The 16,471-nt window shown below is 66.7% G+C and carries 14 protein-coding genes and 1 pseudogene; 9 read left to right on the top strand and 6 right to left on the bottom strand.

Translation table 11 applies throughout. The annotated features are described in order from the left end of the window. The first annotated feature begins 34 nt into the window (after positions 1 to 34). Entirely contained in the window at positions 35 to 1,084 is a 1,050-nt protein-coding gene (locus A4R25_RS32200) for a YaaC family protein (RefSeq protein ID WP_373887994.1), read from the top strand. A gap of 110 nt (positions 1,085 to 1,194) precedes the next feature. Next, complete coding sequence (locus A4R25_RS31050; RefSeq protein WP_157539004.1) at positions 1,195 to 1,422, top strand: hypothetical protein; 228 nt, start codon at positions 1,195 to 1,197, stop codon at positions 1,420 to 1,422. A gap of 70 nt (positions 1,423 to 1,492) precedes the next feature. Here A4R25_RS31050 and fxsT read toward each other — a convergent pair whose 3' ends face one another. The 3 genes from fxsT to A4R25_RS09635 form a co-directional block, all read right to left on the bottom strand. Continuing rightward, positions 1,493 to 4,486: an FxSxx-COOH system tetratricopeptide repeat protein gene (gene fxsT, locus A4R25_RS09645; RefSeq protein WP_157539002.1), complete on the bottom strand. Its 2,994-nt coding sequence runs from the start codon at positions 4,484 to 4,486 to the stop codon at positions 1,493 to 1,495. Beyond that, positions 4,483 to 4,899, bottom strand: a complete 417-nt coding sequence (locus tag A4R25_RS09640) for a hypothetical protein (protein WP_064446372.1) — start codon at positions 4,897 to 4,899, stop codon at positions 4,483 to 4,485. Before A4R25_RS09640 ends, fxsT begins: the two co-directional genes overlap by 4 nt. Positions 4,900 to 5,433: 534 nt before the next feature. Beyond that, positions 5,434 to 6,216 carry an IS5/IS1182 family transposase gene (locus A4R25_RS09635; protein WP_064446371.1) on the bottom strand — a complete coding sequence of 261 codons (783 nt, stop codon included), beginning with the start codon at positions 6,214 to 6,216 and terminating at the stop codon, positions 5,434 to 5,436. Between the two features lie 648 nt (positions 6,217 to 6,864). On the opposite strand from A4R25_RS09635, the gene A4R25_RS09625 reads away from it, so the two are divergent. From A4R25_RS09625 to A4R25_RS09615, 4 genes and pseudogenes are all read left to right on the top strand, one after another. Further along, on the top strand, positions 6,865 to 7,494 hold the full coding sequence (locus A4R25_RS09625; protein ID WP_157539000.1) for a hypothetical protein: 630 nt from the start codon (positions 6,865 to 6,867) through the stop codon (positions 7,492 to 7,494). A 375-nt stretch (positions 7,495 to 7,869) separates the two neighbouring features. Beyond that, a complete protein-coding gene (locus A4R25_RS09620; RefSeq protein ID WP_043324855.1) occupies positions 7,870 to 8,304 on the top strand; it encodes a hypothetical protein in 435 nt (144 codons plus the stop codon). Between the two features lie 350 nt (positions 8,305 to 8,654). Beyond that, a pseudogene (locus A4R25_RS31045) lies at positions 8,655 to 8,747 on the top strand (IS5/IS1182 family transposase); the annotation flags it as partial. 206 nt (positions 8,748 to 8,953) lie between these two features. Then, positions 8,954 to 9,991 (top strand): DUF808 domain-containing protein, encoded by a 1,038-nt coding sequence (locus A4R25_RS09615; RefSeq protein ID WP_064446368.1) that lies wholly within the window; start codon positions 8,954 to 8,956, stop codon positions 9,989 to 9,991. A gap of 319 nt (positions 9,992 to 10,310) precedes the next feature. Here the strand turns inward: A4R25_RS09615 and A4R25_RS09610 are convergent, their stop codons facing one another. After that, positions 10,311 to 11,183 (bottom strand): SDR family NAD(P)-dependent oxidoreductase, encoded by an 873-nt coding sequence (locus tag A4R25_RS09610; protein ID WP_064446367.1) that lies wholly within the window; start codon positions 11,181 to 11,183, stop codon positions 10,311 to 10,313. 362 nt (positions 11,184 to 11,545) lie between these two features. Further along, the gene (locus A4R25_RS09605; RefSeq protein ID WP_064446366.1) at positions 11,546 to 12,130 is read right to left on the bottom strand and encodes a TetR/AcrR family transcriptional regulator; all 585 of its coding nucleotides are present in this window, start codon (positions 12,128 to 12,130) and stop codon (positions 11,546 to 11,548) included. A gap of 92 nt (positions 12,131 to 12,222) precedes the next feature. Between A4R25_RS09605 and A4R25_RS09600 the strand changes: the two genes are divergently transcribed. Next, the gene (locus A4R25_RS09600) at positions 12,223 to 13,152 is read left to right on the top strand and encodes an NmrA family NAD(P)-binding protein (protein ID WP_064446365.1); all 930 of its coding nucleotides are present in this window, start codon (positions 12,223 to 12,225) and stop codon (positions 13,150 to 13,152) included. 149 nt (positions 13,153 to 13,301) lie between these two features. On the opposite strand, the gene A4R25_RS09595 is transcribed toward A4R25_RS09600, so the two are convergent. Next, positions 13,302 to 14,486, bottom strand: a complete 1,185-nt coding sequence (locus tag A4R25_RS09595) for a Cmx/CmrA family chloramphenicol efflux MFS transporter (RefSeq protein ID WP_064446545.1) — start codon at positions 14,484 to 14,486, stop codon at positions 13,302 to 13,304. 654 nt (positions 14,487 to 15,140) lie between these two features. Between A4R25_RS09595 and A4R25_RS09590 the strand changes: the two genes are divergently transcribed. Both A4R25_RS09590 and A4R25_RS09585 read left to right on the top strand, forming a co-directional pair. Further along, positions 15,141 to 15,827: a DUF1684 domain-containing protein gene (locus A4R25_RS09590; protein WP_082930950.1), complete on the top strand. Its 687-nt coding sequence runs from the start codon at positions 15,141 to 15,143 to the stop codon at positions 15,825 to 15,827. Between the two features lie 34 nt (positions 15,828 to 15,861). After that, complete coding sequence (locus A4R25_RS09585) at positions 15,862 to 16,395, top strand: flavin reductase family protein (RefSeq protein ID WP_064446364.1); 534 nt, start codon at positions 15,862 to 15,864, stop codon at positions 16,393 to 16,395. Positions 16,396 to 16,471 lie beyond the last annotated feature (76 nt).

Raw genomic sequence — 16,471 nt, 5'->3', positions numbered from 1 at the left:
CCGCGACCACTTGCGACAATCTTGCAGCGGCGGTGTGATCCCTACAGTGCATTCAAGGTCACGCCGAAGGAGGGCTGAAGTGGCGGTTGCGGGGACAGCTTTAAGGAAGCTTCGTGCTCTCAGGTACGACCCTCCGGGCTATGCCAAGCAGGGGGGACGACGTATTACCTTCCAATCAGCGCTGGAACAGTGTGAGCAGTTCTTAGCGGCAGCTACCGAGGCTGGCTACGCCACACGACCTGTACAGCTCTTCTATGCTTTGTCCCAGGCTGGCCGCGCCATCGTAGCTGCCTCTCCGCGGATCGGTAACCAGGCGTGGAAGGTGACTGGACACGGCCTCTCGGCTAAGACAGATGCTTCGCTCGCGGCGAATGTCAGCGTTACCGCCGCCAGGTCTGGCTTATTTCCCGCGGTCGCCTCGGCGCTAGGCTTCGAATCCTTGGTGGCCGGTGAGCCCGCACCGCTTAGCGAACTTTGGCCGTTACTGCCCGAGACTGCATTCGTTCCGCTCACGAGCGAGGTTGCACGGCCCGTGCTGCTGCTCTTCCCGAGTAATTGGCCCAATGCCGGAGCCTTCTCGCAGGCAGAGATCTGCTGGATTCCTAAACGAGTTCGCGATCTGTATGGGGAGGACCATCTGCAAGTCAAGGAATACCTGGACGGCTACCCCTCTCTTAGAGGCGGCATGCTACGCCTAGAGCAACCAATGAAGAAACTTAGGTGGAGCGAAGTGGGCCCTGGGCTACGCCTAGACCTTGAGTGGCGTCGGGCCTCCGGCTCCCCGCCGCTGATGCTTGCAGATAACAAGACGACGGTTGAGCTAGGGGTGGCTTGCTACAGGGCGGTCGATGACTACCTCGTCACTCCGAAGATCGGCTCAATGTCGAGTGGCCTACATCCATTTCTGGCGCTTTGGGCGGTGCTGCTTGCCCTATCCTCGCTTGCGCGGTACGAACCCGCGGCATGGTCGAAGATGATCGATATCGACAAGTCGGCGGAGGCCAATGCCATTGAACACCTTCTGGAGGAGGTGACTGCTTCCGTCCCTGCTGCGGTGGAGTACCAGATCTCCGCCCTCAAGTAGGTGATTTCGTTTGGCCCGTAACGTCCCATTCTTAATGATCGCTTGGCATCACTTCGACCTCGGTGAGGCGGTGAGTCAGCCGTGCTTGCGATCCGTAGTACTCTGCGCGGGTGGCGATCAAGCGGACGGGCTCCGAGGTGGACCGAAGGCGGCCCGGGAATGTGTGCCTGTGGCGCGATGACCTTGCAGCCGTGGTGCATACCTTGACGGAAGTTGCTACCGATATCCGCATGTCGGCGAGTGATTTCACCTTCGATCACGTCGATGACTTGGCGGAGGTCAAGGCGGATCGATTCGACATGGCCGAGCTATCTGCGAAGAAGGCAGAATTCACCTAGAAATCGGGCGGAGAGGTGCAGTCCTTTCCATAGTGGCACCCGAACTAAAACATAGGCGGTACGGTGTTCCCTAGCGTTGCTTCTGAAGGCCAAGGGTGCGGCGTATCGCCGCAGTTGTAGGATGGTCTGGGCCCTGAGCTGCCTCGCTGATGGCCAGCGCGCGCTGTAGCAACGGCACCGCCTCCGACTTCCTGTCCAGCGCCTTCAAGATATGCGCAAGATTGCTTAGCCTGATGGCGATGTCCGGGTGGTCGGGGCCTAGAGCCGCCTCGCTGATCGCGAGCGCGCGCTGGAGCATCGGCAGTGTCTCCGCCGGCCTCCCCAGCGCGTCCAATGTCTGCGCGAGGATGTTTAGCCGGATAGCGACAACGGGGTGGTGTGAGCCCAGTGCTGCCTCGCTGATGGCAAGCGCACGCTGCTGCAGCGGTAGCGCCTCGACGGCCTTGCCCAGCGCGGCCAAGGTTCCCGCCAGGTTGTTCAGACCGGTGGCGACCTGGGGATGGTCCGAGCCGAGGGCAGCCTCGCTGATTGCCAGCGCACGCTCTTGCAACGGTAGGGCCTCCCCGATCTGACCCAGATCCTGAAATGCATGCGCAAGGTTCCCTAGAGCGATGGCGACGATTGGGTGTTTCGGGCCTAAGGCCCTCTCGATGATCGGCAGTGCACGCTGCAGCAGCGGCAGTGCTTCGGAGGCCCGGCTCATCGTGATCAAGGTTCCACCGAGATTGAGCAACCCTTTGGCGACGTCGGGATGGTCGGGTCCGAGGGCAGTCTCACTAATTGCAAGCGCACGCTCCCGTAGCGGCAACGCCTCCGCCGCCCTGCCCAAGGCGTCGACGGTTTGCGCAAGGTTACCCAGCCAGACAGCGATAGTCGGATGGCTGGGGCCTAAGGCGGCCTCGCTGATGGCCAGGGCGCGCTGCTGCAGTGGCAGTGCCTCTGCCGGCTTGCCCAGATCGTTCAACGTCTGCGCGAGGTTGTTGAGCCGGACACCGATGGTGGGGTGGTCCGGTCCGAAGGCGGCCTCGCTGATCGTGAGCGCACGTTCCCTCAGCGGCAACGCCTCTGCCGCCTTGCCCATCGCATCGAAGGTCAGTGCCAAGTTGTTCAGTCGGGCGGCGAGTTCAGGGTGATCGCTTCCTAGAACGGCCTCGCTGATCGCCAGTGAACGCCGATGTAGTGGCAACGCGTCAGCGGGCCTGCCCAAGGTGGTCAGCGTTACCGCCAGGTTGCCCAGACGGATGGCCACGGTGGGATGGTCAGGACCGAAGGCAGCCTCGCTGATCGCAAGGGCACGCTCCCGCAGCGGCAGTGCCTCCGCGGACTTGCCCAGCGCCTCCAAGGTTCCCGCGAGGTTATTGAGTGCAATGGCGACAGTGGGATGGTCAGGAGCGAAGGCAGCCTCACTAATCGCCAGCTCACGCCGTCGCAACGGCAGCGCCTCCGCCGCTCTGCCAAGCTCGGTCATCGTCCGCGCGAGGTGGCTCAGCCCGATGGCGACGTCCGGGTGTTCGGGACCGTGAACAGCCTCAGTGATCGCCAGGCCCCGTTGCAGGAGCGGCAGCGCCTCCGCGGGCTTGCCCAGCGCGGTCAATGTCTGCCCGAGGTTGAGCAGCGTGGTTCCCACGACGGGGTGGTGGGGTCCAAGGCGAGCCTCGGCAATGGCCAGTGCACGTCGTTCTTGTGGAAGAGCGACGTTGTGCTCCCCTTGAGTCGAGGCGAAGAACGCCGATTTGGCCAGTAGCGCTGCGGTTTCTACAGTCGCCTGATCATCGTTAATCGCACGAGTGAGCGCATCGATGTGAGGCATCAACTCCCGCCAAGCCGGCCATATCTCGATGTTGGTATGAGGGTCGCCATCAGGTGCGGCCGAGGTAAGGATTCGTGTGGCGGTTGCGGCCGGGGTCTTGGTGTGGTCGATCCCTCCGTATAGGCCGTTGTCTTGCTCCCGCAGCACGGCTTGCACGAGCCGGTGCATCACGATGCGTTGCTGATCGAGAGTGATCATGCTGTAGGACGCGAGGATACCAAGAGCCTTGTCCACTGAATCGGCGGCGGACGCATCGGCACCCAGAAGGCGACGGGGAATGCTGTCGGGGGCGAAATACGCCATTACCCGCAAAAGGAGTTCGGCTCGCGGATCCTTGCCTCTGATGGCTTCCAGGGTGATATCCCAGACGCGGGCAATGGTGCGTGACGCTTGTCCACCCTCGTCCACGCCCTGGAACGTTTCGGCAGGCTTCTCTCTTAGAAGCATCAGATATTTCGCTACTGTAATCCGCTGCTCCGCGATGTAGGCGCCCGCCTGCTCCAAAGCAAGCGGCAGGTAGCCAAGCTCCGCCGCAAGATATTCCAGTGCTTCAGCTTCGTCAGGGCTTCCCACGAGTCGTATTAGCAGTTCGACGGAAGCGCCGGAGGTAAGGACGTCCAGTAACAGCGGTTTGGCTGATCCCCGCCAATTGATGTCACGCCGTGTGGTCATTATTACACGACCGTGGCGGCCGACCTGACCAAGGAACGCGGCCACGGTCGCATGGTCTTCAACATTGTCCAGGATCAGAAGCCAGCCCGAATGGCATTGGAGCCATTGCGTCGCCCACTCGGCGGCGTCGGCTGTCGTGGTTCCCAACAATGCATGGGCTGGCTCAAGCCTGCGAGCCAGATTGGCTAACGCTCCATGCAGTAACTCGCAGTCTTCGGCAGATGCCCACCAGATCAGGGGGTGCACCTCTGCATGGCGAGCGGCATACTGCAACGCCAACTCGCTCTTGCCCACCCCACCCAGACCGTAGACCGCTTGGGTCACCACGCTGGCACCCTGCAGGTGGAGCGCCTGATCTAGAAGCTGAAGGTCAGCTTCGCGCCCCACGAACGGATCAGCTGGCGAACGGGGAAGGCTGGCCAGCCGTGCCGGCATCGGCACCTTATCCGGCGCTCGCAAGGCACCCGCAGAGACATTGAGAACCTTGGCGTTATCGCCACTGATCGCCGTACCTGTGTTCGTCCCTATAGCAATGGAACGTGTACCTCCAGCGGTCGGACCAGGGTCGATGGCATCGGTCACCGCTGGATCGTCGCATTCTCGCCCGTGCTGGCAACGCCCAAATTGTTCTGGATCGCGATCGATCGTTCTCCGGACGCCTCGATATGCACCGACCCGGCCGGCAGCATGGCTGCCACCTCTCTGGCAAGCTCAGGGTCGGTCGCAAGCGCCTTTCGGATCTGCAGCTTGAGTGCGACGGTGCCGTCCTCCTCGCCGGTCGCTACGTCGATGACAGCGCCCTCGATTGCCTGCCGCGACTGTTCCCGGCCCAGGATGCGGTTCAGCAGTTGATGGCCTACGCCCACGGTTGCGTCGGACGCTCCGTCCACCACCCTGTCGCGAACCTTGTCTAGAGTGCTCATCCCGTAAGCGGTCACCGCAGCGGTGACGTATGGCATCACCGCCGCAGCGGTCTGCGCAACATCGACATCCATCCTACCTGCATACACCAGACGGTGATGTTGAGAAAGCACTAACCGGGCACTCTGCAGGTCAAGCCACGTGACGAGAACTCGGGATCCCAATGCGTCGAGAACTTCTAAACCGCTTGGTGCAGTCGCAACCGTGTCGACGCCCAGGGACCAGGTGGGGACCACACGGCATGCGCGATGGTGGCCAGCATGTCGTCGACTACACGGCCTGATCTTGGGGACAGCGTGTGTGACGTGCGTGGACGTGCGGCGAGTCGTCCTGGGGGTCAAGGGGTCGTCGGTTCGAATCCGGCCGTCCCGACAAAGAAAAAGCCCTGAACAGCGGGAACGCTGGTCAGGGCTTTGATTTTCTTCGATGGAGATTTGAACCGCCCCCCGAAAACCCCCCGTTTACGCGGTGCGGCAACCAAGTTCGTCATCGGTGTGCATCGTTCTCTCCTGGCGACGATCCTTGGTTGCTCGGGTGGCTGCCGAGCCGTTCGAGGATGCCGGACACGTCTGGGGCTTGTACCGGCTTGGCGATGTAGTGAGCCGTTTTCATCCTGTGTAGCGGTTGGTCTCGGCGCGGTGCAGGACGAGGATGGCCTTCACGATCGCCGTAGCGCGGCGGGGACAGCAACGCAGCTTGGTCAGGATCTTCCAGGTCTTCAGCGTGGCGATGGCTCGTTCGCCGCGGGCGCGGAGCCGGGTATGACCACGGTTGACGGCCCGCTGGCGGCGGGACAGCTTCGGTCGGTAGCGGTGGCGCTTGAACGGCGTGCGCACGCTTCCGCCGGCTCCCTGATAGCCCTTGTCTGCGAAGGTCAGCACGTTTGCGCTGGTCAGCGCGTCGATCAGGCCGTGGGTGCGGGCGGCGGTGAGGTCGTGGACCGCGTCGGGCAGCGCGGCCGACGCCCAGACCAACCGCCCGGCCGGGTCGGCCAGGACCTGCACGTTCACCCCGTGGCGCTTGTGCTTACCGGAGTAGTAGGGCCGCTGGTCAGCGACCCGGTCGATGGGAATCGGCGTGCCGTCGAGGATCGCGTACGCCAACCGGGCAGCCCGACGCATGGCGGCGGTGAGGTCGTCGGCGCAGGCGGCGAGCAGGTCGACGGCCTCGCGTAGGTACCGCCACACGGTGGCCACCGATACCTCGAAGCCGGCCGCGAGGCGGGTGAGGGTGTCGCCGTTGCGCAGATGGGCCAGGGCCATCAGCGCCTGCTGCTGCGCAGGCAGCCTCCGCCAGCGGCCGCCGAGCGCACGTCGGCGGTCGCGGATCAGCTCGGTCAGGCGGGTCAGGCTGCGCGTGGACAGCGGGATACTGGCAGGATAGGTCAGCAACGAAGCTCCCGTGCTGGACAGTGCGTCTGGTCGACTGCTGTCCTACCGGGAGCTTCGTCCTATCCGGACAATCGACACGCCGCCCCCGCCTACCTGCTCAACCACCCTTGATCACGATGAAAAAGAGCTCAATGATCCAGTCCTGGTGCACAATTGCGGTGGCTCTCGCCCTCGGCATGATGCGACATGCGCATGCGCAGATACCGGCATTGTCACCGGATACCACCCGCAGGTGGGAGACACGGTTGTTCTCGGTAGAGCGGAGCTGGGAGTCCCGCTCGCCGAGAAGTTGAATGGAGTCCATTTCAATGGCAAGGCATACGCCAACATCGGGGAGAACGGTAATCCGCAATGGGTGAACGAAGTTCAGAATGCACTCGGTAATGATGGGATGAACATCGCCGCCGACCTAGGTGGGCTCGACGCGAAGGCGGGTTGGGGTCCCAGAGAGATCTTCGAGGCGGCGGCAAGGCGTGGGAGCGGGCCGGGAGGCTGGAGGGGCAACGCGGGTACGGACTGGGAAATGAGACAGATTATGCTCAAATCCTTCCGAAATCCGAATCTTGCTGGCCGGATAACTTGGTACCTGAACGGTTCGAATGTCACTTCGGCCATGCGAGGCGTACTGGAATGGGAACGGATGCGCCAATGTCTGAGAAGAATCTGGTTGGTGCGCTTAGCGGCGAGTTGGATCACTCCCTTGCGCTGAAATTTACGGTGGGCATTGCTTCGGCCGGCACTGCAGTAGCCGTCCTTTCAGTTGGGGAACGATTCGTAAACGTGATCGATAACGATGGCTCATACTTGCTGTCATTCAACTGGAAGGAGCGGCAGCAGGCGCACGGGCAAACCTCCGACATCTCCCACGTCGCCGACGCGGCACGGCGCTGGGTAGAAGGTTCAGGTCTAGAGGATCTCGCCGCCGACCATCCGTTCATCAAGTTCTCCGGGCTTCAACTCGCCTATGAGAGAGGGACTGCTGCCGAGTACCAATGGGCTGCGCTACTTGCCTCGGTTGAAGAAGAGGATCACATCTTCCGGGGCCTTGTTCTCCTGGCCTCGCGTGACAGCGTCCTCAATCGATTCTTTCCTCGCCTGGGCCACCGTTTCGCGTTGTCTGTCGACGAATACAGCGACGGCATTCTCGTCGCGGTGTTCGTCCGCCGTCCCGGACGGTTTGTCATCTTCGGTGACGACGACGGCGTCGAATTCGAGGGTGATGCGGCCCAGATGGTCGACTATTTGGTCGCGCGGCTTCGCGATCGGGTCCCCCGGTGAGCACCCGCCTTCGGGTGGGAGGATGGCCTGGTCGCCAACGTCACTCGGGTTCGGCGTTCCGTCCGCATCCGCTCCTCGACGAACCAGTACTGGTTGGCCCGGTCGGCCAGCGTCGCCCGCCCGGCGGCAAGGCCAACGCCGGGCGCCGCGACCCCTCCGCGACACGCGCCGACCTGCTGGCCGAGATCGTCGCCCCGAAGCTCGAACTCTCAGCCCGGCCATAGCTCGGACCGCTTCTCGATCAAGCCGGCCAATGGTCGGATGTCCCCAGCCCGACGGCTCGCCAGGTCGAGGTCCCCGCTTGACGAAACCCATTGGGACACCCCCGCAGCGCGCCGGCCGTCGGTCCCTCGTTCACGCCACTGGAGAGGTGCCATGACCTCCACGTTTGCCCGACGGTTGACGGGCGCGGTCGGCCAGGTCGCGTTGGGCGCGATGCTGCTCGGTGCCGGCATCGCCCACCTGACAGTCGCGCGCCAGGAGTTCTTGGCGCAGGTGCCCTCCTGGCTCCCGCTCGACGCCGATCTCGTCGTCGTCGCCTCCGGAGTGGTCGAGATCTGTCTCGGGCTGGCCCTGCTCGCGGCTTGGAGACAGCCCGTACGCGGCCTCACCGGAGCGGTCGTAGCCGCCTTCTTCGTCGCGGTCTTCCCGGGCAACATCGCTCAGTTCACCGAAGGGCGTGACGGATTCGGCCTGGACACCGACGCGGCACGGGCGGTCCGCCTGCTCTTCCAGCCGCTGCTCGTACTCTGGGCGCTCGCCGCCACCAACGCGGTTCCCGCGCTCCGCTCACTGCGCCGTAGCCCCTGACACACGAACCGAATCCAACGGCATCCGTCAGCCCGGCTGCCGTTCGCTACCTGGGCGCCAGTTGCAGATCGTCTCTGATGACGACCATGTATGCCCAGATGCCGTCGCCGCACCGACACGAACCCCCATGCCGGCGAGCAGCGTGTCACGATGAACGGGGGTGGGCCGTTCTCGACCGTCGCGACTGCGGCGGCCGGGTGGACGCCCCGGACTTTGACGGGTGCGCTGTTGATGGGGGACCGTGGCGCCGTGGATCTGGTGACGCCCTGTCGTCGCCCCTCGTGTCGCCAGGCCGCGAGGCTGCTCAGCAACTGGATTGTCGCTCCAGTCGCTGTCTGCCGAGGGCGGCCCGTCTACTGCCCCTGGTCGACGAGATCCCGCCGATCAAAGGCATCCGCGGCCGACCCGGACAGCGACCGAAACGCATCTACGCCGACCCTGGCTAACGGCGACCGCGGCGGACGGGCTCGGCCTGAGCTGGCGCCAGGTTGATGACCCGGGCGCGGTGGTGGCGGGTCGTCGGCTGAGCGCGATAGACGCTCACCTCGAGCTCTCGCCCGATATACGGCCGGGCGGTGGCTTGCCGCGCACAGGACCTGAGCGAGAATGGGCCAGTTCGAACTCTGCGCAACCCTGGAAGGACCCTCCCTTGGCCGGTGGACTCGTAGCCCTGCTGGATGACGTGGCGGTGCTGGCCCGAGCCGCTGCCGCGTCGATCGATGACATCGGGGCGGGCGCCGCGAAGGCCGGCGCCAAGGCTGCGGGCGTCGTCGTCGACGATGCTGCCGTCACGCCGCAGTACGTGCGGAGCCTGGCGGCCGAGCGCGAGTTGCCGATTATCAAGCGCATTGCCCTGGGGTCGCTGCGCAACAAGTTCTTCATCATCCTGCCGGCCATGCTGCTGCTCAGTCAGTTCGTGCCCTGGCTGCTCACTCCGATCCTCATGCTCGGCGGCGCCTACCTCTGTTACGAAGGCGCGGAGAAGGTGTGGGCCAAGATCGCCCATCACGATGCCCACGGCGCGGGCGAGGAAAAGGTGCAGGACGAGACGACACTGGTGTCCGGGGCGGTACGAACCGACCTGATCCTTTCGGCGGAGATCATGGTCATCAGCCTTAACGAGGTGATCAATGAGGCGTTCTGGTCCCGCCTGGCGATCCTGGCTGTCGTCGCCGTCGTCATAACCGTCATGGTGTACGGCGTGGTGGCCCTGATCGTAAAGATGGACGACGCCGGGCTGCGCCTGTCGCAACGTTCCGGGGCCGTCGCCACGTTCGGCCGCGGTCTGGTGAGGGCGATGCCGGTAGTCCTCACCGTGCTGACGGTGGTCGGCACCGCGGCGATGCTGTGGGTGGGCGGGCACATCCTGCTGCTAGGCACGAACGAGCTGAACCTGCACTTCCTGTACGAGGCCGTGCACCACGTGGAGGTCGCCGCCCACGACTCCACGGGTGCGCTCGGCGGGCTCGTCGGCTGGCTCGTCAACACGGTGGCCAGCGCGATCCTCGGGCTGATCGTCGGAGCGCTGGTCGTGCTGGTCATGACTCTCACGCTCCACCGCCGCAAATCCAAGCCTGCGGCTGCGACCGCGGCGGCCACGACTCGTACTGACGGCACCATCCCCGCCCAGCCGAGCCGTGCAGCTCAGCGTCGCGACGATCCTGCGGACCGAGCGCCGCGCGGTTGACGCACATCATCGCCACTCGACTGCGGGGTCAGGCGTTCTGGTGCTGAACCGCGCTTGGTACTCCAGCCGCACCTGGTGAGGTCGGAGTCTTCGCTGGTAGTGGGCCGTTTTGGCGCGGTATTGGTGTCGTCGTCGCCATCGTGACCTACCGACTCGGCATCCGGTTCGACCGGATGCTGGAAGCGGCCCAACGTCGGCGGAGCCGGGCGTTCAGAGTTGGGCGAATAGGTCGCGGGCACTCCCGGAGTCGGGATGTGCCGTTCCGGAGTCAGCGCTCGACGCCGAACTGGATGCCGTCTCGGCCATCAGCGTACGGCGATCAGAACGGGCGAACCGCGGGCGGCATACCTGGGAAGTCCGCCGACTCGCTCACCGACGCCCACTTCTCGACGTCGTCGAGCGCTGCACGGTAGGCGCGGGTGAGGTTGCGAACCGCCTCGGCGCCGAGCGGGAGCCGGAGCGGCGCGTCGGGTGTGTCGAGCATGTTCCGGATCACCCGGGCGGCTCGTGCCGGGTCGCCCTCCTGGATGCCGTCGGCTCCCTCCATGTTCGCGCGCACGGCACCGGTGACCCCCTCGTAGATCGAGCTCTGCCGCGCTGTGTTGAGCACGTCCGCGGCGTTGAACGCGGTGCGGAATCGACTGGGCTCGACGATGAGGACGCGGATGCCGAACGGTGCGACCTCGCCCGCCAGCGCCTCCGACCAGCCCTCGAGCGCGAACTTGCCGGCTGAGTAGCTGCCGACGGCGGGAAACGACATCCGCCCGCCCTGGCTGCTCATCTGCACGACCGCACCAGAGCGACGTTCCCTCATGTGGGGCAGTACGGCACGCACGTAGGCGGCCGGGCCGAACAGGTGCTGCTCGAGCATGGCCCGCAGCGCAGCGTCCGTGATCTCTTCGGCGGCGCCGACCTGTCCGGCGCCTGCATTGTTGACGAGCACGTCGACGCGCCCGAACACCTCCAGCGCCCGCTGCACGACACCGGCCGCTCCGGCCGTGTCGCGCACATCGTGCGCGACGGCGAGGAGCCCATCCCCGTACCGCGCCTTGAGCCCGTCGAAGCGGTCGGCCCGTCGCGCGGTCCCGATCACATGCTCGCCAGCCTGGAGTGCCGCCTCGGCGAGCCCCAGACCGAGGCCGGAACTCGCGCCCGTGATGATCCATGTTCTCGTCTCGGCTGTCGTGGTCACGGCCCCGACACTAGAGCTTCGAGCGCGCTTGAAAGCAAGCCGCGCTCAGGCTCCGGAGGCGACGAGTGGTCCCGCCCGCTTGATCCTCTGCGCGACGATCTCGGTTTCGACGCTGTGCACGCCGGGGAGCGCACCGCGCACCGTTTGCGTTTCAGGCTGGAAACCGAGTTGTCGGTAGACCTCGGCCTTGTCGGCTGGGTCGGCACAGTGAGACTGAACTGGTTGCCGTAGAAGGCGCGGTGGGGTTCGCCGGCCACGACGGCGCAGGGTAGGCCCGCGAGCCGTGGCTCGGACCGCTATCTGGTCCGGCGAAGCCGGCCCGAGCTACGGCTTGCGATCAGGCCGTGGCCCGGGGGGCGTGGTCAGGCACCTGAATTCGGAAGCGGGCTGTGCTGTGCGGGTTCCTGCGGTGTCACCGTGAACCCGGTCATGGCCAGCGAGAGCAGGCGGGTCGCTGTGGTACCGGGGTCGCGGTCGTTCTCGGTCGCCAGGGCGATCCCGGTGACCAGTGTCGACAGGTCGCCGAAGGTGACGTCGGGCGCCAGCACTCCGGCCTCGGCGGCCCGGCGTACCAGCGGCTCACCCGCCTCGGACAGTTGGTCGGACGCGCAGTGGACGCTTTCGACGCGGCCGCGGTTCAGCGCCTCGGCCAGGCCCCGGATCGTCGCGGCGGCCCGCGTCATCTCGATCAGGAATTCGACGAGCGCGGCCCCGGGGTCCGGGTTGCCCACTAGTTCGCCCGCGCGGGCGCAGAGGGCGTCGATGCGCTCCCGGAAGACGGCTTCGAGCAGGGCGTGGCGGGTCGGGAAGTGGCGGCGGACCGTGCCGGAGCCCACCCCGGCGGTCCGGGCGATCTGTTCCAGCGACGCGTCGGCCCCGTGCTCGGCAACCGCCTCCGCTGCCACCGCGAGCAGAAGTTCGTAGTTGCGGCGTGCGTCTGCTCGCATGTCTCACCTCGGCGTTGCTAAGCGGCGGGGTCCGCCGTATCTTAGCAAGCATAAACGGCGGGCCCCGCCGTTTCTTGGGTCGAGGAGTGTCCATGTCTGATCGAGCACCAGTACTGGTCACCGGTGCTACCGGCCAGCAGGGCGGGGCGACCGCCCGCGCCCTGCTCGCCGCCGGCGTCCCGGTGCGCGCCCTGGTCCGTAACCCTGCTGCCGCCACGGCCGCCGAAGTCGCCGCCCTCGGCGCCGAGCTGGTCACCGGCGATCTCCGCGACCCCGCATCGCTGGTCCCGGCCGCCCGGGGAGCCCGCGCCGTCTTCTCCGTACAGATGCCGGAGCTGCGCGGCGACACCTGGGACTTCGAGAGCGAACTCGCCCAGGGCGTCAACCTGATCGAGGCCGCGCTGGCCGCGGAGGTCCCGCAGTTCGTGCACACCTCGGTGTCCGGCGCCGGGCGGCACGAGGACGCCCCCGGCTGGACCGACGGGCGCTGGGCCGCGATGGAGCGCGTCTTCCTGCCCAAGGCCGGCATGCAGGAACGCGTCCGGGCCGCCGGCTTCGACCGGTGGACGCTGATCAAGCCGGGCTTCTTCATGGAGAACTTCCTGCCCGACCTGGCCTACCTGCTGCCGCGGGGCATCGCGGGCGGGCTCGCGACGGTCCTCCGGCCGCAGACCCACCTGTCGCTGGTCGCCGTCGACGACATTGGTCGCGCGGTCGCAGCTGCCGTCGCCGACCCCGACCGCTTCCACCGCGTCGAACTCGAACTGGCCGGCGACCACCTGCCGATGACGGAAATCGCGAAGATCATCGGTGAGTCGCTCGGCATCGACGGCACCGCTCCCGACATGACCGAGGCGGAAGCGCTTGCCGCCGGCATGCCGCCGTGGGCCACCACCTCCCACGAGTTCTTGAACGTCGCCGGGCAGCCGGCCCGGCCGGAGTTCGCGCGCGCCCTCGGCATCCCCCTGACCCCGTTCGCTGAGTGGGCCGACCGCCACCTGCGCCCCCTCCGTCAGGGCTGACGCCAAGGCTTGGTCATTGTCACGCCCATGGACACGCCGTCCGGTCCAAGTCGGCGAGTTTGTCGGCCGCGACGTGAGCGATCGGTCGAGTTCGACATCGTCGACGAGCCGCCGACGGCCGTCAACGTTGCGCGGAGCATTCGCGTGAGTCACCGGACGACCTTCCCACTCCGGTTCCGTGGCGCGATCAGCCCCACCGATGGAAGCAGCATGAGCAGGGCAAGCCCAGTCAGGAGAGAAGCCACCCACACGGGACCGAGGTCACTGGAATCCGACAGCGTCAGGGCCGCAATTGCCGGGCCGGCGGCGGCTCCTATGTTGAGCGCGGCGGTTGCGTAGGAACCTCCCATGGTGGGCGCTTCGGATGCTGCGTAGAGCACCCGCGCGATGAGCGTGCTACCCACCGCGAAAGCCAGGATGCCCTGGACGAAGACGAGGATCAGCAGCAGTACGGGGTGTGTGGCGACGAGTGCGAGTGCCAGCCACCCCAGGAACAGGAGGGGAGCGGCCACTCCGAGAATCGGACGAGGGCGCCGGTCGGAGAGCCGCCCGGCGGCAGTGACGCCGATGAACGATCCGATGCCGAACACGACCAGGGCCAGCGGTACCCACACCTCGTCCAGTCCTGCGGTCTCGGTGACGACGGGTGCAAGAAAGGTGAACGCCGCGAAGGTCCCGCCGTTGACAAACGCTCCGAGCAGCATTGCCACGAGCAGTCGGGGCTTTCGGAGTTGCGCGAGTTCGAAGGCCAGGGACGCGCCGGCGGCGGGCCCTTCCGCTGTCGGCTCCGAGCGGGGCCGGATCCCCGCGAGGATGCCGACAGCGGCGGGGACACACAGCAGCGCGACTGCCCAGAAGGTCGCTCGCCACCCCATCGCGGTGCCGAGCAGCGCGCCCGCCGGCACGCCTGCGACGACAGCGATCGTCGTACCGGAAAGGAGGGCCGCCAAGGCACGCCCCTTCTGGTTCGGGGCCACGAGACCGGTCGCGGTGGTGAGGGCGACGGCCAGGAAGCCGGCGTTGGCAACCGCAGCCAGGACACGGGTTGCGAACAGCACGGAGAAGGACGGGGTTGCCGCGGCGACGACGTGGCAGAGAGTGAAGATCGCCACGAATCCAAGGAGCGTGGTCCGTGCCGGCCACCGACGTGCGAAGGCAGCCATGAGGGGTGAGCCGACGATCATCCCGACCGCGAAGGCGGAGGTGAGCAGCCCGGCGGACCCGACGGAGACATCGAGGCTCGTGGCGATGTCGGGCACAAGGCCCGCGAGCATGAATTCAGAGGTGCCCATGGCGAAGACGGCGAGGGCAAGCAGATGGAGGGCGAAAGGCATCGAGTTGCTCCGAGGCATGAAACGGACAGAAGGCGTCTCGTCACCACGGCCAACCCGGGGGTCGAACAACCGCCCGCACGCATGCGGTAGTGGGCGGGAGGCTGGAACCTCAGTGGTTCAGGGGCTGACGGCGTGGCCGAAAGCCCCCGAAGTGTCCGACTCGGGGCTCGACATGGACGCCACTTTACCGATGGCTGCCCGGCTCCCGCACATCCATTTTCGATGAGGCAGGCCGCGCGACAGCTGCCTGGTTCGGCCCATTCCGGTAGACGTTGCGATGGCCACGCGATGCTGAGTGGCTCCGGGGCTTGAAATCCTACTTGCTCAGTAGGAAAATTGATCCATGCTGCTTGTTCGGCTGTTCACCTCCCGCCGGGTCGTCGACCTGATGCGGGTCGCCGCGCAGCTCTGTCGCGTGGCGACCCTTCCGGCCTGAGCGGGCGCTCGCTGCCTCTCGGTCCTCGTCCCGCCGGCTCGCGTCCGGCACCTCCGCGCCCGTTTCCGAGCGGCCGCACGTCAACGAGAGGGATCCGTCATGAACAGTGAACCCGCACCCCCGACGCCGCACGACCCACCCGCGAGTTCGCCGACGACTGGCAGGAGTGGCACCGCCGGCACGAGGAGGCGCGGGCGGACCGCCACGGCTTCCTCGCCGTGGCCGGACTGCACTGGCTCACCGCGGAGCCGCAGCGGTTCCCCGGTGTGCCCGGGGAGTGGCGCACCGGGACGGACGGGCCGGTGGTGACCCTCGCCGACGACGAGGAGATCGTCGTCGACGGCCGGCGCATCCGGGAGAGGCATCAGTTCGGGGTGATCGCCGAGCGCGCCGGGATCACCGTGGAGATCGACGGTGGTGTCCTCGAGGTGGCCCGGCGGGGTGGGCGCGACATCCTCCGACCCCGACGCCCCGACCACCCGCTGCGGACGCGCTACCGGGGTACCGCCACCTTCCCGCCCGCCGAGCGGTGGGTGCTCCAGGGGCGGTTCGTGCCGTTCGAGCGTCCCCGGCCCACCACGGTCGGCGCTGCCGTGGAGGGGCTCCAGCACGTCTACGACGCGCCCGGCCGGATCGAGTTCTGCGTCGACGGGCTGCCGCTGAGCCTGACCGCGTTCAACGGTGTGACGTCCGGCAGCCTGTCGGTGTCGCTGGCCGTCGGCGCGCCGGACGAGCAGGGCCGGGTGACGCTGGACTTCAACCGGGCCGTCAACCTGCCGTGCGCGTACACCGACTTCGCGACGTGCCCGCTGCCACCGACGGAGAACCGGCTGCCGGTCGCCGTCGAGGCCGGGGAGAAGATCCCGTACGAGCGGCTGGCGGCCGACCCCGCCGCCCGTTCCTAGCGCTCCGCGCCCACACCACTCGGGAGGAACGCCCATGACCTCGTCCGCCGACGACCCGATGGACGCCGACGCCGACGCGCTACGCAGGTTGCTGCGCCACCAGGCCAGCACCGTCACTGTGGTCACCGCCCCCGGTGCGCCGCCGGTGGGCTTCACCGCGACATCGTTCACGTCGGTGTCGCTGACGCCGCCGATCGTCTCGTTCTGCCTGAACCTCGGCTCGTCCACGTGGCCGACGCTGGCGCAGGCCCGGCACGTGGCGGTGCACCTGCTCGCACACGGCCAGCACAAGTTGGCCCATACCTTCGCCACGAGCGGCATCGACCGCTTCGCCGCTCCGACCCGCTGGCGGCCCGGGCCGAACGGACTGCCGATCCTCGACGGCGCCCTGGCCTGGCTGGCGTGCCGGGTCGTCGACCGGGTGGTCGTCGGCGATCACGCGGTCGTGCTGGCCGAGCCGGAGTTGCTCCGGCACGCCGATGTCGGCTCCCCGCTGCTCTACCACCGGGGTCGCTACGCCGGTCTCGCGGACGCTCCGGACGGCACGGCCCGTCGCGCCGCCGCCTGACCATCGGGCCGGCGTCTTGCGCCGGTCGTCGTCGACAGGGTCGCCACTGTGGGCCACCTGTCGGGAACCTGGCGAG

Source organism: Micromonospora sp. NBRC 110037, assembly GCF_001652995.1.
GTDB classification, from domain to species: Bacteria; Actinomycetota; Actinomycetes; order Mycobacteriales; family Micromonosporaceae; genus Micromonospora; species Micromonospora chalcea.
This window is presented reverse-complemented; position numbering and strand designations above follow the sequence as displayed.